The sequence below is a fragment of the Neosynechococcus sphagnicola sy1 genome (assembly GCF_000775285.1).
GTDB classification, from domain to species: domain Bacteria; phylum Cyanobacteriota; class Cyanobacteriia; order Neosynechococcales; family Neosynechococcaceae; genus Neosynechococcus; species Neosynechococcus sphagnicola.
In genome coordinates this window covers 107,091-127,303 of record NZ_JJML01000002.1, presented here as the reverse complement: position 1 = coordinate 127,303, position 20,213 = coordinate 107,091, and the positions used below count along the sequence as shown (strand labels likewise).

14 protein-coding genes and 7 pseudogenes are annotated in these 20,213 nt (G+C 53.4%); 4 read left to right on the top strand and 17 right to left on the bottom strand.

Going from position 1 to position 20,213, the window contains the following annotated elements; all coding sequences use genetic code 11:
• The first annotated feature begins 28 nt into the window (after window positions 1-28).
• Window positions 29-712, top strand: a complete 684-nt coding sequence (locus tag DO97_RS01305; protein WP_036530559.1) for a hypothetical protein — start codon at window positions 29-31, stop codon at window positions 710-712.
• Window positions 713-1,210: 498 nt separating this feature from the next.
• Here the strand turns inward: DO97_RS01305 and ilvB are convergent.
• From ilvB to psbV, 10 genes and pseudogenes are all read right to left on the bottom strand, one after another.
• Window positions 1,211-3,101, bottom strand: a pseudogene (gene ilvB, locus DO97_RS01300) (biosynthetic-type acetolactate synthase large subunit).
• Window positions 3,102-3,440: 339 nt separating this feature from the next.
• Window positions 3,441-4,688 (bottom strand): annotated as a pseudogene (locus tag DO97_RS30580) (MFS transporter).
• A gap of 86 nt (window positions 4,689-4,774) precedes the next feature.
• Window positions 4,775-5,353 carry a hypothetical protein gene (locus DO97_RS01290; protein WP_036530557.1) on the bottom strand — a complete coding sequence of 193 codons (579 nt, stop codon included), beginning with the start codon at window positions 5,351-5,353 and terminating at the stop codon, window positions 4,775-4,777.
• A complete protein-coding gene (locus DO97_RS01285) occupies window positions 5,335-5,604 on the bottom strand; it encodes a YciI family protein (RefSeq protein WP_036530555.1) in 270 nt (89 codons plus the stop codon). Before DO97_RS01285 ends, DO97_RS01290 begins: the two co-directional genes overlap by 19 nt.
• 23 nt (window positions 5,605-5,627) lie before the next feature.
• Entirely contained in the window at window positions 5,628-5,786 is a 159-nt protein-coding gene (locus DO97_RS24265) for a hypothetical protein (protein ID WP_162182919.1), read from the bottom strand.
• 232 nt (window positions 5,787-6,018) lie between these two features.
• Window positions 6,019-6,982: pseudogene (locus DO97_RS01280) on the bottom strand (Npun_F2552 family protein).
• Between the two features lie 4 nt (window positions 6,983-6,986).
• Window positions 6,987-7,295: a hypothetical protein gene (locus DO97_RS01275; protein WP_036530554.1), complete on the bottom strand. Its 309-nt coding sequence runs from the start codon at window positions 7,293-7,295 to the stop codon at window positions 6,987-6,989.
• Between the two features lie 126 nt (window positions 7,296-7,421).
• Complete coding sequence (gene petJ / locus DO97_RS01270) at window positions 7,422-7,754, bottom strand: cytochrome c6 PetJ (protein ID WP_036530552.1); 333 nt, start codon at window positions 7,752-7,754, stop codon at window positions 7,422-7,424.
• A 180-nt stretch (window positions 7,755-7,934) separates the two neighbouring features.
• Window positions 7,935-8,435, bottom strand: a complete 501-nt coding sequence (psbV2, locus tag DO97_RS01265) for a photosystem II cytochrome PsbV2 (RefSeq protein ID WP_036530550.1) — start codon at window positions 8,433-8,435, stop codon at window positions 7,935-7,937.
• 47 nt (window positions 8,436-8,482) lie between these two features.
• A complete protein-coding gene (gene psbV / locus DO97_RS01260) occupies window positions 8,483-8,974 on the bottom strand; it encodes a photosystem II cytochrome c-550 (RefSeq protein ID WP_036530549.1) in 492 nt (163 codons plus the stop codon).
• Window positions 8,975-9,942: 968 nt separating this feature from the next.
• Here psbV and DO97_RS01250 point away from each other — a divergent pair.
• Window positions 9,943-10,146, top strand: coding sequence for a DUF2811 domain-containing protein (locus DO97_RS01250; RefSeq protein WP_036530544.1), 204 nt, complete (start codon window positions 9,943-9,945; stop codon window positions 10,144-10,146).
• Window positions 10,147-10,180: 34 nt separating this feature from the next.
• Window positions 10,181-10,789 (top strand): protoporphyrinogen oxidase HemJ, encoded by a 609-nt coding sequence (gene hemJ / locus DO97_RS01245; RefSeq protein WP_052128232.1) that lies wholly within the window; start codon window positions 10,181-10,183, stop codon window positions 10,787-10,789.
• A gap of 2 nt (window positions 10,790-10,791) precedes the next feature.
• Here the strand turns inward: hemJ and rph are convergent, their stop codons facing one another.
• Complete coding sequence (gene rph / locus DO97_RS01240) at window positions 10,792-11,517, bottom strand: ribonuclease PH (protein WP_036530541.1); 726 nt, start codon at window positions 11,515-11,517, stop codon at window positions 10,792-10,794.
• A 302-nt stretch (window positions 11,518-11,819) separates the two neighbouring features.
• Here rph and DO97_RS01235 point away from each other — a divergent pair, with 302 nt between their 5' ends.
• A complete protein-coding gene (locus tag DO97_RS01235; RefSeq protein WP_036530540.1) occupies window positions 11,820-12,356 on the top strand; it encodes a P-loop NTPase family protein in 537 nt (178 codons plus the stop codon).
• A gap of 160 nt (window positions 12,357-12,516) precedes the next feature.
• Here the strand turns inward: DO97_RS01235 and DO97_RS01230 are convergent, their stop codons facing one another.
• From DO97_RS01230 to DO97_RS30570, 6 genes and pseudogenes are all read right to left on the bottom strand, one after another.
• The gene (locus DO97_RS01230; protein WP_036530538.1) at window positions 12,517-13,275 is read right to left on the bottom strand and encodes a hypothetical protein; all 759 of its coding nucleotides are present in this window, start codon (window positions 13,273-13,275) and stop codon (window positions 12,517-12,519) included.
• A 187-nt stretch (window positions 13,276-13,462) separates the two neighbouring features.
• Window positions 13,463-15,375, bottom strand: a pseudogene (locus DO97_RS30575) (cation:proton antiporter).
• A gap of 195 nt (window positions 15,376-15,570) precedes the next feature.
• The gene (locus tag DO97_RS01220; RefSeq protein ID WP_036530537.1) at window positions 15,571-18,162 is read right to left on the bottom strand and encodes a DNA gyrase/topoisomerase IV subunit A; all 2,592 of its coding nucleotides are present in this window, start codon (window positions 18,160-18,162) and stop codon (window positions 15,571-15,573) included.
• Between the two features lie 420 nt (window positions 18,163-18,582).
• Window positions 18,583-19,726 (bottom strand): annotated as a pseudogene (locus DO97_RS01215) (pyridoxal phosphate-dependent aminotransferase).
• 70 nt (window positions 19,727-19,796) lie between these two features.
• Window positions 19,797-20,015: pseudogene (locus tag DO97_RS29980) on the bottom strand (zinc ribbon domain-containing protein); the annotation flags it as partial.
• Window positions 20,016-20,055: 40 nt separating this feature from the next.
• Window positions 20,056-20,136: pseudogene (locus DO97_RS30570) on the bottom strand (helix-turn-helix domain-containing protein); the annotation flags it as partial.
• Window positions 20,137-20,213: the final 77 nt, after the last annotated feature.

The following is a 20,213-nucleotide window of genomic DNA, read 5'->3' as shown; positions in this document are numbered from 1 at the left end:
ACTTTAGTTCCATTGAGGTATACAGATCATGAAAAAAGTTGCGATCGGTTTTGCCAGTCTTTTGGTGATGGTGGCTTATTCCAGTCCTGCCCTGGCCTACTTCCACGGTGGCGGTGGGGGCGGTTGGAGTGCCAGTGGAGCGAGGGGCGGGTCTGCCTCTGGGGGCGATGGCTCCTGGAGTGCCAGTGGAGCGAGGGGCGGGTCTGCCTCTGGGGGCGATGGCTCCTGGAGCGGTACAGGCTATCGGGGCGGAACAGCGTCGGGTGGCGATGGTTCCTGGAGTGGGACGGGCTATCGGGGTGGCACGGCCTCCGGTGGCGATGGCTCCTGGCATGCCACGACTCCTTACGGAACCACGGCCTACGGTGGGGCTGACCATTACTACGGGGGTACCTACTACGGGGCGTACCATCCCCCTGCCGTAGTGAACTCCTATTCCACAGGCTGCTACAACTGCGCCGGGTGGTATGGTGCCGGAGCGGCAATGGCAGGGGCAGCCATCAGTGCAAATACCGCTAACGCTTACACGGCAGGTTATACCGCAGGCGCTGGGGCAACGGCTTACGCCATGGATGCGATTTACCCAACCGTACCCGCTGGGGCGGTGGTTAAGACGGTGAATGGAGCCACCTACTACGTCTACAACGGCACCTGGTTCAGTCCAGCCTATGGAGCCAATGGAGTTTACTACCGCGTCGTGGCCGCTCCCTAACTGATTAGGAAGGCAGAGGGCAGAAGGCATATCCCCAAACCCTCCAAGGGGCTAAGGGCAGAAGGTGAAACCCTGACGAATTCAGCCGTTCCCTCGTTACCAGGCTCCTGCCTGGTAATGCCGATTGAGAAGCTCCTGCTTCGAGTCAGCGCAGAAGAAGCAGGAGTCTCGTCAGTTATTCCCAAGCTCCGGCTTGGGAATAATTTCAATCTCGCAGGGGTCAGATTCCCCGTCCGCTTACGGCATTTTAGCGCTCCGCAACTTTTACATCTCTTCAGATTCCCCGTCCGCTTACGGCATTTTAGCGCTCCGCAACTTTTACATCTCTTCAGATTCCCCGTCCGCTTACGGCATTTTAGCGCTCCGCAACTTTTACATCTCTTAGGTGAACCTGAGTTCCAGGCGATTGCAACAAATGCCTTGAGTCCTAAGTTGTTCACAAGGCTGAGAATGGCACCGATCTATTCAAGGAAATGCCGACGCAGTGAGGCTCAAGGTCTAGAGCTTGGTGCCACAGGCGGGACAGAAGTGATGATTGACGGGGTTTTTAGTACCACAGTGATGACAAGTCATGGGGATAGCAGCTGCTGGTTGCCGCTGCTCAGGTAACCCGACCATTTGGGCATTACTCTTGCCGGGTGCCACCATGGGGTAGCAATTTTCGTTCCGGCGCACCCGAGCATCCACTAATACAGGGCCATCGTGGGCGAGCATTTCAGCAATCACGGTTGGTAGTTGAGATGGCTCCTGGAGCAGCATGCCCTTGATCCCAAACGCCTGAGCAAGTAAGACAAAATCAGGCATGCCAACTTCCATATTGGAGGAAGAGTAGCGCTCCCCATAGAAGGCTTCCTGCCACTGGCGCACCATCCCCTGCCAGCCATTATTGATAATTACCGTTTTGACATGAATTCCGTACTGTGCCAGGGTTGCCAATTCCTGAAAATTCATTTGGAAGCTGGCATCGCCACTGATGCAAATGACCGTTTCATCGGGTAGAGCCATCTTGGCTCCCATGGCAGCCGGAAGTCCATAGCCCATGGTTCCCAGTCCTGCACTGGAAATCCAGCGGCGCGGCCCTGTCTTCAAAAACTGAGCCGCCCACATCTGATGCTGACCGACATCGGTGGTATAGAAGGCATGGGGAGCTTGACGACCCACCTCCACAATCACTTGTTGAGGAGCGAGACTGTCTGCATAGGTAGGTATCACCAGGGGATAGTCCTGTCGCCAAGACTGAATTTGCTGCAACCAGGCTTGGGTGAGACCTGACTCAGCAGGGATTTGCTCTTCCTGAATCCGGCGCATAATCTCGATTAAAACCGATCGCACATCTCCGACGATCGGCACCTGAGGTCCGCGATTTTTGCCTACTTCTGCTGGATCAATATCAATGTGGATCACCTGCGCCCGAGAGGCAAATTCAGCCAGTTTCCCGGTCACTCGGTCATCAAAACGAGCCCCCACCGCAATCAGCAAGTCACACTCACTGACGGCAAAATTGGCATAGGCGGTGCCGTGCATTCCCAACATCCCCAGGGAAAGAGGATGGCTTTCGTCAAAGGCTCCCTTCCCCATCAGGGTGGTGGTCACCGGAATTTGGAAGTATTCAGCCAACTGTTGAATCTCGCCATGGGCAGTGGCGGTGATCGCTCCTCCCCCGACGTACAGCAGAGGTCGTCGAGCCTGACGGATCAGGGCAAGGGCTTGGGGCACCTGACGGGAATTTCCCTTAACCGTGGGACGATAGCCAGGAAGTTTGACGCTACCGGGTTCTACCGGCGTATAGTCAAAGGTCTTCAGACCCACGTCCTTGGGGACATCGATTAAAACAGGGCCGGGTCGCCCCGTACTGGCAATATGGAATGCTTCCGCCACAATCCGCCCCATGTCCTTGGGGTCACGTACCACATAGGAATGCTTGACAATGGGCAGGGTAATGCCATAAATGTCGGTTTCTTGGAAGGCATCGGTACCAATGGCCGCGAGACTGACTTGGCCGGTGACCACCACCATTGGGATCGAGTCCATGTGTGCCGTCGCGATCCCCGTGACTAAGTTGGTGGCTCCTGGGCCAGAGGTTGCAAAGCAGACACCCACTTCTCCCGTCGCACGGGCATAGCCATCGGCGGCATGGGCTGCCCCCCTGTTCATGGCGCACCAGGATATGGTGAATTCCCCCCGCCGCTTCCGCTCGATACAACTCATCATAGATCGGCAGAATCGCACCGCCAGGATAGCCAAAGATGTGTTTGACACCGTGCCGCCGCAGACTATCAATGAGGGCAAAGGCTCCTGAGACTCCTTTGAAAACCGTTACCGGAGCATCAGGAGGTACATTAAGGGAAACTCGGCCTGTACCCACATACTCCAAGTCCTGAACCTTCATTCGCTTCATAGTGCTGACAGCCTCAACAGAGATGCGTTTGTACGTGTGGTTGAATGTGTTGGTGGAATTTAAATTAAAAAAATCTATGCAGAGATTGAGCAGCGTTGTAAAACCTTACATCGGATACTTAGAACCGTTTTTTGTATCCTACTGCACCATAGACCCACATTATAATTCAATCCCCCTAGGGATTTTGCAGTAAAATCAGCAGTTTTCCAGATCTTGTGATCCTGGAATAACATGTCTCCATGGGAGGGAATGCCATGGGCAATTCAGAGAGGCGGCAAAGAGGGAATTCAATGTCAAGGTTCCCTGAAATGACTCGCCCTCTAGGTGGGCTCAGATCGCATCCTGGAACATCGGGTTCCCCCGTTGCCAAGCCCAGCCTCCCCCCACCATGACCAGCAGGCTCATCCCCAGGAGGACACCCCGTAGACCGAGCCAGTCGGTGAGGGGGCCTGCGATCGCCAGCGGTACACTCAGGGCAATATTCACCAGATTATTTTGAAAGCCAAATACCTTGCCCCGCATTGATTCTGGGGTTTGTTTTTGGATTAGTGTTTGCATCGGCACCCCAATCATGGCGGCTCCGATTCCCAAAAGCACACTCAAGCCCAGACCGATGGCTAAATGATGTACCAGGGTGAAGACAGCCAACGCCAAACCCATAATCAGAAAGCCTAGAAGGGGGAGGGGTTGACGGGAATAGCGATCGCCCCATTGCCCGAGCAAGCCAGCTCCCAAGACCATACCCACCCCCGCCGCAGCCAAGAGAAACCCAAACTGGTTCGACTTCAGACCCAAAACCTGCACCAAGTTAATTGCGAGCACCATGAGAGCTGCAAATACCGAATAGAGAAGGGTAAGTTGCATCAGGGCACTGCTGATGCGGCGATCGTGTCTTAGGTAGTGGAGTCCGGCTTTGAAATCACTCCAGGGATCGATCCGGTGCAGGAGTGAGGGACGATCCTCTCCAATGGGAATTCCCTGCAAAATTCCAGCAGCGGTGAGATACAGACCCCCCCACCAGCAACTCCTGGCCAAAGTCACCAAGGGTAGATCGCGCCCAACTCAGCAGAGGTTCGCCAATGGCAAACCCGACAATTAGGGAGCCGATGATTGTTGTGGTGAATAGCGCGTTAGCTGACATTAATCCGGGTGCTTCCACTAGTAGGGGAATGGCCGACTGCTCGGCAGGAGCAAAAAACTGGGTCAGCATCGAGACCAAAAAGGCGATCGCCAGCAGGCCAATAAACTCCTTTGGCAGCAGGGGAATGGTGAGGGTCAAGAGTCCACGTAATAGATTACACACGGTGAGAATGTGTTTCTTGGAGTGGCGATCCACAAAGATGCCCGCTGCTGAACCCAGAAAAACTTGCCGGCAGGGTATTGGCGACCATCACCGCTGAACTCATGGAATTTTCCAGGGCATGGGGGGGGTCGATAGTCCACCATCAGGGTGATCAGTAGGACAAGGAATACCTTATCGGCCACCTGGGACAAAATCTGTCCGCTCCACAGCATCATGAAGGGGTGATTCTTGAAGAGGGTCGTAAACCCACGGGGAGGGGGTTGGGTAGGTAGCATAAACATCCCAGGACAGTGCCACTGTTCCCCAGTGTCCGTTGCGGTGGGGCCGTCGCGCTAGTCCCCCGCCATTTTTAGGTGTCGGCCTACGGGGCTGGCTGCGCCTGATTCCCATACTGGCGCAGCCATTGACCGAGGAACTGGGCAGCAGTCGTCGCTCCCCGATCTCCTGACCGGGAGATCCACCAACCGATGGTGGTTTGGGGCGATCGCCATAAATCCAGATGGGGGACAGCAGGATCGGCATAAAAACTAGGATCTCCTCCCCCTAGTAAGACCGAACTCCAGTGGGTAAAGGCATCATGACTCAGTCGATGGATGGGAAACGGAGCGGCCAGAGGTACCCCCCAGCCATCGAGGGCAAACAGGGCGCGCACCGTTCCCTGATACTGCCAAATATTCGCAGCGGCGATCGCCCCGACCACACCAGCACTGAAGCCAATAAACACCAAGGGGGGCGCAGTAGCAGCAATTGGCAGATGGTGGTGTAAAAACGCCAGAATATGAAGCGGAGAGTACGCCGGATAGTCTGGGGCAGGGAAACACAGCGGTGGCAGGATCGCCATATCTGAGACTTGCTCGGCCAGACCCTGCCAAAACTGATCAGTGAGTTCAGGGGGATGAAACCCAGGGCAGAGCACAACCCTTAAAGGGCTTGAATCCATTCGTGGACTTGATAATCTGTCCAGATGCCATGTTGCCAGTAGGGATCCGCTTCAATTAACTGCCGCACAGTGTCTGCATCGGCAGCTTCATAGAGGCCAAACACGAGGCGTAAATCCTGGGTTGGCCCAATGGTCAACAAAACCCCCGCCGACTTCTGGGCGGCCAAGCCCTCCAGATGGGCTTGACGATAGGGAGCCCGCCGCTCCAACACATTGTCACAGTAGGTTCCCCATAAAACATATTTGGGCATGGTCATATCCCTAGGATGCAGCATCAAGAACTGAAGGATACCACTTGAGGGCCACGCTCAATCCGGTAGGCGGTTTCAAAGGCCATGAAACAGCAGAGAATTATGAACAGATTCAGCAAAATTGCTGCAATCAGTTGGGCATTTGTGAAACGATGGGGCAGGCGAGACAAGGTGTGTAGCATAGCGGCGAGGATGGATAGTCATCCCACAACTGGATGGTACTTTTACCATAGTCTCGACCTCCAGTCAGGGAGCGATCGCCCACAAGCTTCTTAACCATATTTTTGTATCGTAGCGTCCAGCAAGTAACACCGGATTGGGCAGGAAACATTCTTGATAAGTCAGAAACCAGCATTCAACAGCCTCCGATCTTCTGGACTCCTCCAGCACCCTGTGCTTCGTCTGAAGTTGGGTTTAGTTCAGCACATAGGCTTTCAGGGGTTCTTTGATCCAGCGAATATAGAGGTGTTTGAAGGTAGATCGCAAAATTCGGGGCATGCCAAAGTCGATGGGCACCAATTCCTCAGGTAAGCGCCAATCGGAAACTAGCATTTCTTGGGGATGCTGCAGGGGAAAGGTAATCCCAGATCCATCGGGACAGATACCCAATCGCTGCGCCGCTGCCACCGTGGGCACCACCAAGGGATCGACCTGAAGGATCTCGACCATGGTGCGATCCAGGGCAAAGACATCGGTAGAGGCTGCCAGAATTCCCAGAAGACGAGGATCTCCCTCACTGGGGCCATTGCCCTCATGGCCGATAATGCCATCCAGAATGGTCAAATTTGGGGCGATCGCCCGCGCCGTCTCCACCAGCATCGTTCCAAAGCGCTGGCTATCTTTGCCTGCTTCCAGATGCCACCAGGCCTTCATTTTGCCAGGGACACAGCCAAATAAGTTCTTCACCCCCAGAGTCAGGGTGAGTTGCACATGGGACTTCAGCTTCGGCAGGTTGATCACCACATCCGCCTCCATCGCCTCCTTACACAGCAGCAGATGGTTATGGGTTTCACTAGCGGTTTGGTAGCGGTGACCATGGAAGTCAACAATGGGTAACCCTAAGTCCGTGAGCAGGGATTGATAGCCATTCGCCACTGCCACCCCCCGAGCACTGCCAAAGGCAGGACTATCCCCCGAGGAACGGCTGACCACCCGCCGCCTGTACCAGCTGGGCTACACTGTAAACCAGTTCGGGGCGAGTTGTACACTCCTTGCCCGGACGGGCACCGGTGAGCAAGTTGGGTTTTAGTAGTACACGATCTCCCGGCTTCACAAAGGCAGCCATACCGCCGAGGGGTGCCAGCAGTCGCTCCAGGTTGGCTTGGAGCAGGGGCAGATCGTAGGAAAGAGTACGAAGCAAACTCACAGCAGAGGTCATAGGATTATCCAACCCGAACAGAATGCATCCGATTGAGGGCACTGACCCGTTGGGCATCCGGAAACACCATCCCATCTCGATAGGCTAGGACTGCGGGTCGGATGTCCACCTTCAGCACCGTTTCTGCCTGAATACAAACCGTTTCATCTGGCAGATGGAAAATCCACCACCGTTGATCGAGAAAGCGCTGCACCTGTTCTTGGACATTCAGGTCAGCCTCTGTGGCATCCTCGGGCAGATAAACTTGAAACGCTTCCTTTTCGCCGTTGACGTAGTGAAACGTCAGTTGAGTAAAGCTCTCTGAGTTATACATCGCAGAACATACTCCCATGGTTTGAAGACAGAACCCTCCCCAGAAAACCAGAGAGGGTTAGGTTGGCAAAGTTCAGAAAACCAGCAGTCGTCTCCTCAGAATTTGTCCACCCGTTCCTTGATCAAACTACCAACCTTTGCCCGATTGACCCAAGACATAGGCAGCTACATCTTCAATTTGAGCGGCGGTCAAACGACCGCCAAAGGCAGGCATCGCATTTTTACCATTTTTGACCTGAGTCATGATGGCATCTAGAGAGTTCATCTGATACTTCTCTAGGGCTTCCTTCTTCAGGGTTTTGTTCGCCATAATCACGTTGTTACCGCCCATGTGGCAAGCAGCACAGTTGGCACTAAACACCTTCGCGCCACTAACCTCATCACCTGCCCAGGCAGGACGGCCAAAGGCCACGGTCACCAAAGCGATCGCCAACAGGATCACTGAAAGCAGTCTTTTCAAAATCGTTCTCCTCTCTCTTTCAAACAACTTGTAACACGGTCTCATTCAGATACCGATGCTGAATGGATGCATCTCAAAAACACATTCCCTTCTACATTTTAGGGAGAAAACCCTCAGAGACAAGGCTCTGAGGCTGGAGCCAACAGCGACAGGAGTCCTACCTCCTGCGCCAGTAGCTCATCACTCAAAGGTTTCCGTTCCCCACCCCGGAGCCGACTGGGCAGCTTTCAGCACAAAAGCCGCCAAATTTTCGACTTCTGCCTGGGACATCCAGCTTTCAGGCACAGAACGACACCAATCAGCGACTTCCCTACCGTCATAGGTCATGGGCTGACGAAAATAGGCAACCAAGGGATCAATGCGATCTCGGGCAGGCATCGCCCCCCGCAGATCTGCCAAGGACAAGGATACCTGTGGATTCGGCAGGGTGGTGCCACCCACATGGCAAGTCTGGCAATTTTGCCCAAACAAACGTTTGCCAACCGACAGGTCTGCAGGGGAAAACAGGCGAGTTTGCCCCTGATCATTCAGTGGCAAGGCAATCGGCTCAGTCACCCTGAGATAGCGGGTTACATAGGGATCAACACCAGCCGCAACAGCGGGGTGAGGGAAGGCCATTCCTGCCAGCCAGATGGTCAAGACAATCATCCAGAGACCTGGGGAATATAAGGGACACATCATAAATAAAGTGCAGAACAGTCTTCTGAAACTAGCAGGTCAATCCCTGACTAGCGGACGGCTTTCCCGCCTCCCCACTGATCCCCGACGACCTTCGGTTGCAACAGAATATGCCCTGCGATTTCTACCAAATCAGAGTCTGTGAGGTTCCGCATTTTCGGGAAAATATCGGAACTCGTCTTGCTGGGATGGAGCTCTGCAATTTCCTGAGCCCCATCATAGGTTGTGGGATTTTGCATGTAGTCAACGAGAGCAGCAATATTATTGCGAGCGGGGGTTGCCAGTGCCAGGGCTTCTGGATCGAGACCCACATTGGGATCCGTTTTGGTAATCCCACCCACATGACATTGAGCACAAGCATAGTTGAATAAGCGTTTTCCTTCGCTGACCTGTTTGAGGCTCAGGACAATGGTGTCTCCCTTGGTATTCAGCGGAAGGGTACGGGTTGCCGCATCCAATTCAGCGGCGAAGGCCCCCCCAGTCGCGATCTGAAACGCAAAGAATACAGTGGCCACAGCCAGCCAGATGTATCTCTTAAGCATGGTTCTCCTTAAAAATGTGGCGTTTTGGTGCACAACTCAATCCCCCAGCGCTAAAAAGGCTAAATGTCCTCAAAGCAGGCCAGCATTTTACGCAGGGTCTAGCAGCAAATCAATCACCAGGCCTGACCAAATCGGCAGGCCTGCAAAGCTGATGATGATTATTTGCTGACAAGATTAAGCTGTTTTAATTCAATATCATGCCACTGTCAGTACCCCTTTCCTGCAAACAAGGGAGAGAAGTATCTGAAGTTTTGTATCTCATTCCTGTTCTCGTCAGGTAGCCGCAGCCATTCCCCAGCTCCGCAGGTTCTATGCAGGGGGTAAGTGCATCTCTCTGTGAAGTTTTCCACAATTTCCACAGTTTCCCCAAGCCCTAATTTCTCTAAATCCTGACTTTGCAGGTTTTTTGTAATTCTTATCATTCGCTGAAGTTTTCCACAGACATTCCACAGGAATTCCACAGATTACCAAGGAGTTTTCCACAGATTAGGGGATGTTTTCCACAGGTGCAAACGTAGCCATCAGGGTTAGATAGGATTGCTGGGGATTTTTTTCGGGTTCCCTCCTGAGAGGGCGGCAGCCGCGATTTATGTAAAAGAATGTAACAAAGATGGGCGTCAAACCCTTATGCTTGCGTTGAAGTTGTTTTGGGATATCAGTACTCGTAACATTTTGCAGCATTGACAACCCATGAGCCTCAGCGCACAATGGGGCGACAACAGCAAATTAACTCTCAGTGATGGCGATGAAGCCCAGCGTAGGGGTCACTTTTGTTGTTAGTAAAATAACCCAGTCCGTTCCAGCAGCAAACGGCTCCTGCCCCATCTCTGTCTCCGGTGACTGGGCAGGAAGAGAACGGTAAATGTCGAACTGTCTGAATATCCTTGAGGAAAGCGGTATCCACCCCGCCCTGCTTTCCGTACTGCCCAGGTGTAAGCCTGGACATAGTTTTTAGCGGGAATATTGAGATGCACGCAACTGTTAGTATTCTGGCCGAAATCCCTGAACCTCTTCATGAGTCGCTGAAAGGTTACCTGGAAACTCATCCAGACTGGGATCAAGATCGCGTTTTCTCAGCCGCCCTTTCTCTGTTTTTGCTGCAAAATGGAGACAGCGATCGCCGGACGGCTCGAGTTTACTTAGACACCCTATTCAAGCACACGGTTTCCTGAGGCATCGCCCCCTGTTCTGGAGAGTCTGTTAGGCATGACGTATTACTGGTTTAAGGCATTCCATCTCGTCGGCATTGTGGTCTGGTTCGCAGGATTGTTCTATCTGGTACGGCTATTTGTCTATCATGTTGAAGCCCAGGAACGTCCAGAGCCAGCCCAAAGCATCCTCAAAGAGCAGTACCAGCTCATGGAAAAGCGCCTTTACAACCTGATTACCACCCCTGGAATGGTGTTAACCGTTGCCATGGCTGTGGGGTTATTGATCACCGAACCCGAGGTTCTCCATGACATTTGGCTCCAGGTGAAGTTGGCGTTGGTCGTCCTTTTGATTGCTTATCACCACTATTGTGGTCGCCTGATGAAGCAGTTAGCTGTTGATCAATGTCACTGGAGCGGTCAGCAAATGCGCTGGCTCAACGAAGTCCCAACCGTTCTCTTGGTGATGATTGTGCTCCTAGCTATCTTTAAAAATAGTCTGCCCACAGACATCACAGCCTGGGGTATGGTAGCCATGATTGTGGCCATGGGCGCAATCATTCAACTCTATGCCAAAAAGCGAAGGCGCGATCGCGAGCAACAGCTGGCAGCAGCTTCCCCCTTAACAGAGACGGGAGCAGCAGATCTGAGTGGCTCTGCCTCCTAAAACTAAGCAGAGACTTGGAGAGCCTGAGATTGTAGTTGGAAGAGGGATTGAATCCCTGTTTCTGCCAGGTTGAGCATCTGTGTCAGTTGGTTGCGGGTAAAGCTACCTGACTCGGCGGTTCCTTGAACTTCGATTAGACCTAACCCATCGTTCATGACCACATTCAAATCAACCTCCGCAGCGACATCCTCGATATAGTCCAAATCCAACATTGGTTGTGCCTGTAATAAGCCAACGGAGATAGCTGCCACCTGACAACGAAGGGGCGATCGAGGTAATTCCCCCTGTTCTATCAATGGATTTAATGCATCATGCAGTGCCACGAATCCCCCCGTAATCGCTGTGGTGCGGGTACCGGCATCCGCCTGCAAAACATCCGCATCCACAATGATCGTCCGCTCCCCTAGTCGCTCCAGATCTAATGCTGCCCGCAGACTGCGGCCAATCAATCGCTGAATTTCCTGGGTTCGCCCTGAGAGCTTCAAAAATTCCCGCTCTTGGCGCTGACTAGTTGCCCCTGGCAGCATCCGGTACTCAGCGGTGAGCCAACCTTGACCTTTGCCCTCCAAAAACTTCGGGACACCAGGGCGAATCGTGACGTTGCAGAGCACTTGGGTATCACCGCAACGGGTCAAAACAGAACCAGCTGCAAATTTTGTAAACCCTCGCTCAAAGGACATCGAACGGAGTTGATCCGGTTGTCGATCCTGAGTACGCTGCCAGACCATGGTGAAACCCCTTAACAAGGTGAAAAGAACAAGTGCAAAACTTTGGAAAACGAGGAAAATTGAGGCTTCCAAAACCTTGCTTAGGATACAGCACCCCTACTCCAGCAGCTAGCGGTAGCTGTTGTTCCCCTCAAAATCGCGGCTTTGCCCTCCAGTTGGTACGCCCGTGCTTGCTATTGACGGATACATATATCTAGTGGTTTATTAAGGGAGAAATCGGTAAAAAGCGCTATATTTTGTTGGTTCGACTGATTTAACCCGTCTATTCCTGTTCCTAAATCTTCTCAATTCTCAATGATCCTATGGTTTCTCAGCTAGAATCTCCCACCTGCAATTCCACGGGTCTGTCAGCCTATCACGTTGAAGGTTTAGTCCAGGTTTTCACCTGTTCTCACCGGAGCTTTTTCACCAGCGTCATGGCTCAAGCCCTGAGAATTGCGGGCCATGGAACATCTGTACTTGTTGTTCAGTTCCTGAAAGGTGGGATTGGGCAAGGTCATGAGCATCCCATTCAGCTTGGCCAAAATTTGCAGTGGATTCGCTGTAACCTGCCGCGATGTATCGATACGCCCCATCTGGATCAAGAGGAAGCTCAGTCTCTTACCGATCTGTGGCAATATACCCAGGATGTGGTGCTTCGCGGTCAGTATTCCCTGGTGGTGCTCGATGAATTAAGTCTGGCAATTAACTTCGGGCTGATTCCCGAAGTAGAGGTACTGGCTTTTTTAGGGAAGCGGCCTCAGCATATTGACATTATCTTAACCGGGCCAGCCATGCCCCAATCCCTCCTAGACATCGCAGACCAGATTACGGAGTTTCGTCGCAGTCATCAGCCCTAGTGGTCTGTCAAGATTTTGGGAAGGTGTTCAACCCCTCCAACAATCACCCGCTATCAAACTTTAAATTGTTCCGCCATGCACTAAAAATTGGCAGCCCACCAGTCTAGCACTCGAGATGGGTGGTCGGTCTCACTGTTCACCCTGGTTCCCCATGAGTGGTTTAGCTATGGGCAAAACTACGGGCTGTGCGCAACGGGACATTTGCTCCCTCGGTGGACTGCTCCACAATTAGTAGGGGAGTCGGTCTGGCTTTTTGGTCCCAACGCATCTGTACAATCTGCCCCTGAATCGTCGATTGCCAATGGTCTTGCTTGTCCGTGGGACTCAGAAAGGTTTCAATACACGCTACAACCTGTGCCACGGTTTCCAAGGTGGGTTGAATGGGGATTTTGGTCAGGCGAATCCGCACCCGAAACAAAACTTGCTTCACCGATTGGGATCGTGTCCCCACTTGGTACTCAATATCAAACATCTCATCGACCTGTCTGGCGATGCTGGCAATGCCGATCCGGCCTTCATCTGCCTGATGGGGACGCAGGGCCGTGGCAATTTTGCTGCGGATCTTCACCTTGATCTGGTTGACAATAATGTAATGAAAGATTTCCTCATCCATGCGCATCCGCAGGTAATCGAGGTTGAACTCCCGCGAGTGGATCAAGTCTGGATTTTGTTCCATCTTGCCAATGGTTTCTAAGGCCAGCTTTAAGCGCTTTTGCAGTTCTCGGTTTTTAACCTTTTCAAACCGCATCAAGTTTTCTTGCCGACTTCTTTTGAGATGGGCATAAATTGCCACCCCTGTCAGGAGCAGTAACAGTCCGGCTGAGGCGGCCATCCAAAAATTCTGGGGTTGCAGGGGTGGAGGGTTAATGACAGCTGGATGTAAGGGCGCTGGCTGAACCAAGATTATAGAGTTGGACATAGTAAATTTCACAACCGCATGCCTCCAGTTTTTATGAAGACTTCATAAAGCTGCTGTGATTTCACTCACGAGGTGCAGGTACGGAGATCACAGAGGTGGTCGCCGTTGGATTGGATGGGGCTGGAGGAGGGCAGCCATGGCTCAACTCTGGAGGATTGCGGGACATTTAAGCTGGCGAATCAGCCCATTATTCTAACGATGGCTCTAGAGCTGGGGTCAGAAGGCTAATGTCCTCGATTTCAGGGAGTTTTTCCAAGGTTAGACGGGGCTGGCTCGAGCCTGAGAGCAGCTTCAAGAGTTTGGGTTTGGGTGCATATAAGAGATAGATCAGGCGATCGCCCGTTTGCCAGATCTCCCCTACGGGTACAATCTGAAGCCGTCCCTCTCGTTCCAACAACAGGGGGATGAGATCCCCTGAGTGGATTAAGGCTTGAATATGGGCCGTCTGGAAGCCTAATTCATGCTCTTGACTGAGGATCGTTTCCCCCAATTTGACATCCCGATCCATTAAGTACTGATTCCAGGTTTTGATCATCAGATCGGGGAGAAAAGCCTGATTGACCTTGCTAGGAGTCGTTCCACGTCCTACCTGAGGATCGCGGGGGAATACCGCTAGTACGTGGGGGGGATGAAACTCCTCTACAGCCCGTTGCGCCAGCACGAGATTGACCTCACCATTGTTCGTCATCGCCAAAAAGGTTCCCACAGAGGACAATCCCGCCTTTTCCAAAACAGCCGTATCAAGGGCACTGTTGACGAAAAATGGCACGTTTTTCCTGTTCTGCCAGATCGGCGGCCTCCGGGTTGGTGTCAATTAAGGCAACGGGTTCGCCTCGTTCTTGAAAGAGACGCGCCAATAGACAACTCAGGGGATGGCAGCCCACAATCACAGCTCCGGTACGATCTATCGATGTAATCCGTAGCAGGGTTGCTACCCATCGCGCCGTGAGTCCCTGGAGAATGACGGTGAGACAGATGGTGAGAAACACAAGGGCTTTAATCGCATCTCCCCCATTGATGCCGTGTTCGGTTAAGGAGATCGCGAATAAAGAAGCCACGGAAGCTGCCACAATCCCCCGAGGGGCAATCCAGCTCATAAAGAGTTTCTGCCGCCAGTTGAGGTCACTCTTCCCTGTACACAGACCAATGCTGATAGGCCGTACTACCAACATCAAGAATACAACTGTCAGCAACCCCCCCCACCCCAAGGCAAAGATACTGGCGATGGAGAGATCGGCGGCCAATAAAATAAACAACACCGAAACAGCCAGCACCGTGAGCTGCCCTTTAAACCGCCGCAGCAGCCGCTCTTCTGGAACCGCCGCGACTCTGAGCATAATTCCAGCTACTACGGTTGCCATCAGTCCTGACTCACTCCGCAGCATCTGCGCCCAACCGAATAGTCCCCAGAGCCCTGCTAGCACTACCAGGTTTTTGAGATCCTCAGATAGAAACTTGGCTCGTTTTAAGATCCAACCCAGGAGCCAGCCGCCGACAATGCCAATGCCAGCCCCGATGCCCACGCGCATGCCCACGCCACTGAGGATGTCCAAGGGGTGCATGTCGCCGCTAATGATAATGTTGAGCACCACCACGGCTAGGATGGCTCCGATGGGATCAATCAGGACACCTTCGTACTCGAGCAGAGTCGCAACCTGACGATCCACTTGAACCTGTTTGAGCAGCGGGCTAATGACGGTTGGCCCGGTGACAACCACCAAAGAGGCGTAAAGGATGGCAATCGGCCAAGGAAATTCGCTCAGCCAGTGAGCCCCCATACTCCCGCCGATTAAGGTGATCAGGGTTCCCAGGGTGACTAAGTTACGGAGACTGGCGGAGATCTGGCCCAAGTCCCGCAATTCTAGGTTGAAGACCCCCCTCAAAGAGAATCACTGCCACGGAGAGGGCAACAATCACATCCAGACCCGTGCCTAGCAGACTGGGATGGAGCCACCCAAACCCATCGGGGCCGAGTAAGACCCCAAACAGCAGTAGGAACACAATGCCGGGAACCTTGAGAAAGTCTGCCAACACTTGAGCACTGATGCCTGCCATCACAGTCATCACCATTTGCAGGGTTAATTCCAGAGGGGCTTCCATGATGGTGAAGGTTGCAGGCTATGCTCAGCAAGGACAGCGGATGCATTGAACCCAGACGTGCCCAAGGTGCAGCGTGGATAAATCTGGATTCTCCGGTTGCCGATCGCTGCCGAGGGGCTTAATAACCAGGGTACAACCTCAGACTAGTAAGTACAAACACTGGCTTTGGAGAGACGCTATTTCGGGAGTGGATGCCTATCGATGCGGGATCAGGGGAATGACCGCGAGAATTCGCTCTCCCTGATCGGCTTGGATGAGGCGATCGCCGACGTAGTGAAGACCGAGAGGATCGATTTCCACCCCTTCGGGGAAAAGACTTTCCGGGGGCAGGCGGATTAACCGCTGCGTAGTGGTTTGTAGCAGCACGCCTGCCTCGGGCAATAGGGGTAGAAATCCAGCCAACTCATCCGTACGATTGGCAAACTGCATCACCTGGGTACCCAGTTCTCCCCGCTTGCCAAGGCGCAGTCGCTGGAGGGGAAGTGCTTGCAAATACCCTTGTTGGGAAACTAACAACAGGTTCACCTGGGGATCTACCATCGCCCAACCCACTAACTGTTCCTGGCTGCCTAAGCGCATGGCTGCCAAGCCTTGAGTTGTCCGACCCATCACAGGTAGCTGGTCTAAATTCACCTCAAAGCGCAGCAGGCGGCCACTGGAGGTAGCCAGGACTAACTGGGTTGCAGGTTGTACCAGACTGGCATGAATTAGAGTATCCCCTGGCTTCAGTTTCATCCCGATCAAGCCCCGGCCTGTGAGGTGGGTAAACTCTAGGAGGGGAATACGTTTAATCCGTCCCTGGTGGGATAGCAGTAAGAGATCCAGCCCCTCCAGTGCCCCTGGCAGTACCAGGGTTTGCACAATCGCCTCGGGATCTCCTTGGGCCGCTGTCGGTAGGAGACTAATCAAGGGGGTTCCCCGACCATTCCGCCCCGAGGGAATTTCCTCGACGGGAAGGGTATAAGCCTTGCCACTGCGGGTCAGCACCAGTAACTCTTGAGCCGTGTCAGCGGGTTGGGCTTGAATCACGGCATCCTCGCAGTCTTCTGGTGCGGGGAGGCTGGTCCTGGGTCGCTGTTGTCGCTGGAAGGCTTTGGGAGTCAGGCGGCGGATATATCCCCGCTGGGTGAGTTCCACGACGGTGGCTTCTGGCTCCGGGGTGTACTCTTGCAGCGATGGTGGCTCACTGCTTTCGGAGGGGCGCTGGGGGGTGTGACTACGGGGGGGCGGTGTCATAGCCGGAGGCGGATCTTTAACCATCGCTCCCTGGCCGCCAGCTGGATCGGCTTGACCCAGAATCCGGGTACGGCGGCGATCGCCATACTTACGCTTCAGGGAACGCAGGTCTTTTTTCAGGGCTTTGAGCAATTCTCGGCGATCGCCCAAGAGACGCTGTAACTCAGTTGTTCGCTGGGTGAGTTCCTCAAATTCCGTCTGTAAATTTTGGCGTTCTAAACCCGTGAGTCGTCGCAGGGGCATGGCAAGAATGGCATCAGACTGGCGATCGCTGAGTTGAAATTGTTCCTGAAGGCGGGTCTTGGCAGTGGTGCCATCCGGTGCCTGGCGGAGAATCTCAATCAGGCCGTCCAAATTCGTCAATGCCGCCAACATCCCTGCTAACAAGTGACGACGCTGTTCCGATTTGTCGAGTTCATGGTTGTAACGACGGGATAGGGTTTGCTCCCGGAATTGCAGAAAGATTTGGAGCAACTCCCGCAGGGGCATCTGCCGGGGTTGCCCCTCTGCCAAGGCGAGGAGAATCGCCCCAAAATTCGATTGCAGCGCGGTTTGGCGATAGAGTTCATTGAGCAGGGCGGCGGGTTGGATCTCCCGTTTTAATTCAATCACCACCCGCATGCCGTCACGATCACTCTCATCTCGAATATCCGCCACCCCTTCCAATCGGCCTTGATTCACCAGATCTGCGACCTTCTCAATCCAGGCGGCCTTGTTGACCTGATAGGGTAGTTCCGTGACCACCAGGGCGGCTCGGCGGTGGCGACCCCGGCCTGGTTGTACTTCTTCCACCTGCACCACGCCGCGCACTGGAATGCTCCCTCGCCCTGTGGTGTAGGCTTCCCGAATGCCATCGGTACTGACAATTTCCCCGCCGGTGGGGAAATCCGGGCCAGGAATCAGTTTCAGTAAGTCCTGATCACTCAGGTCAGGGCGATCGATGAGGGCCATTAAACCATCCACCACTTCTCCCAGATTGTGGGGTGGAATATTCGTTGCCATGCCCACTGCAATGCCGGAACTACCATTCAGCAGCAGCAGGGGCAGTTGAGCTGGTAAAACCGTCGGTTCCTGCTGGGAGTTATCAAAGTTACCAATAAAGTCAACGGTGGCATCTCCAATCTCAGCGAGGATTGCCTCGTGGGCGATCGCCGCCAGTCGGGTTTCGGTGTACCGCATCGCCGCCGGGGGGTCATCATCCACCGACCCAAAGTTGCCATGCCCTGCTAAGAGGGGATAGCGACTGGAAAACTCCTGCACCATGCGCACCAAGGCATCGTAAACTGCCTGATCTCCGTGGGGGTGATACTTCCCCAAAACATCCCCGACTACCCTGGCACACTTACGAAAGGGGCGATCGGGGGTCAGCCCCAGTTCGTGCATGGCATAGACAATGCGGCGATGGACAGGCTTGAGACCATCCCGGGCGTCCGGCAACGCCCTGCCAACAATCACGCTCATGGCATATTCCAGGTAAGAGCGTTGCATCTCAATGTGCAACGCAGTTGGGATTACCTGAGCGGGTGTTAGCAAGTTCAACTGTTTAGCCATGCGTTGATTTCACTTTCGCGCGAGGAAGTAATGAGGAAGGTTTTTAACTCAACAGTGTAATTCAATCAATGGCTTTGACCAGCTCATACCCGATAAAGAGAGCTTTAATCGCCTTGGCAGAGGTTTAAGAGGGCGCCAGTTTAATGGGCATTCTACCCTTAGCCGACTCAACGTCATGGGCCAGAGCGCCACAGAGCAAAAGGTTGTCATCCATCCAATTAACCACAGGCAGATTGAGGGGTCTACATCGTTTGACTTCGACGGAGGTTAATAACCCCTGTCCCATGGCCGTCCTGGACAGATCAGAACCCGACTTTTCAGACTTGATCCCACCCCTCCCTGACCTTTGCCATTCCGAAATCATCCCCAGTGACGTGATACTGGTCGCAACAATCTCCGGGGTATGTGACCTAGAGAAATTTAGATCAATCGCTGCAGTCCTTTCACTAGCCGTCCAATCCCATCGAAGGCAGTTGTGGGTTGCAGTGCCCCGTAGGCAACGCGGAGATAGCAGCCCTCTGACATCCCAAAGGTTTCGCCAGGGATAACCGCAACTTGGTATTCCTGGATTAGTTTTTCTACAAGCGTCATGGCTGATAAAGTTGTATGCACCTTCAAGAAACAGTAGAAAGCCCCCCTTGCGGGGGGGTAGAGTGACAAGATCCTGAAGCTTGGCTAGCTCGGTCAGGATCATCTGTCGTACTCTGGCGATCGCCCTCAGTTGGTCTCGACAATAGGTAGATCCTGCTTGCAGTGCCCCCACCGCCGCATACTGGGAAATCACGGGGGGACAAATTAACATCGTGTCTTGAATTTTTTCTACCGATGGCAAGAGGTGCCCTGGAATCACCATGTACCCAATCCGCCAACTGGCAAACCCGTAGGCTTTGGAGAGGGAATAGAGGGAAATCGTATGTGCAGCACTGCCTGGAATTGAACCTGGCGAAAAATGTTGCATGCCGTCATAGGTGAAATATTCGTAGGTTTCATCACTGATGTGGTAAAATCCATACTCTCGACAGAGGGCATTCACCTGTTGCAACGTCGCCGCCGGATAAACCGCTCCCGTCGGGTTGTTGGGTGAGATGGTAACAATGGCTCGAGTTTTGGCTGTGATTGCCTGTCGCAGTAGCTGCGGCTGGAGCTGGTAATCGGCATCGGTGGGGACGCACACTGCCTGACAACCCGCGATCGCGATCGCCATGTCGTGGTTGAAGTAGTAGGGTGTTGGGAGAATCACCTCATCGCCGGGGCTGGTAATGGCCAGAATTGCATTCATGAACCCCATGTTGGCTCCGGCAGTGACCACAACCTGGGTTTGCTCACCTCCAGGGATGCCATTTTCGAGGTGCAACTTGGCCGAGATTGCCCTTTGGAGTGCTGGAATCCCTGACACTGCCTGGTACTGGTGCGGGTGATCACTGGTCAGAAACTCCGAAATAGCCGCGATCGCTGCCGGGGGTGGGCCGTAATCAACCACTCCTTGTCCGAGGGAAATGGTGCCGGGACAGTTGCGAACCAGCTGCGCTACCACCGGAATGATCGGAGACTGAACCTGCTGCATCCGCAGGGTTTGACGGTAAATTAGGTCAGTGGTTGGATCAGAATCCATAAGTCATCGATCAAGGGGCAAGCGCATTCACCTCTCGATCATGGTGAGCATCGCACTTCGGACAATCCCACTCACGAATCTTCAACGGCAGCTGTTCAACTTTATGCCTACACTGAGAGCAAGTTTTAGAACCAGGGAACCAACGGTCAAGCTGAACAAAGGTGCGACCATACCATTTGGCTTTGTAGTCTAGTTGGCGGGTCATCTCGCTCCATCCAGCATCAGAAATTGCATTAGACAACTTCCGAGTTTTTAACCATAGAGCCGCCATGGCGCTTCTTTTTGCAACAGCCAAGCGTTCTTCTCAGCAAGGATTCTTGCTCAGGAGTCGGATAGAAACGGTATTTGAAAGCTGTTTCCATATTTCACACTCTAATATATTGACTGTGAAAGTGTTAATTTGTATGGCAATTTTCCCGGCATCGTTCGCGGAGCCTCT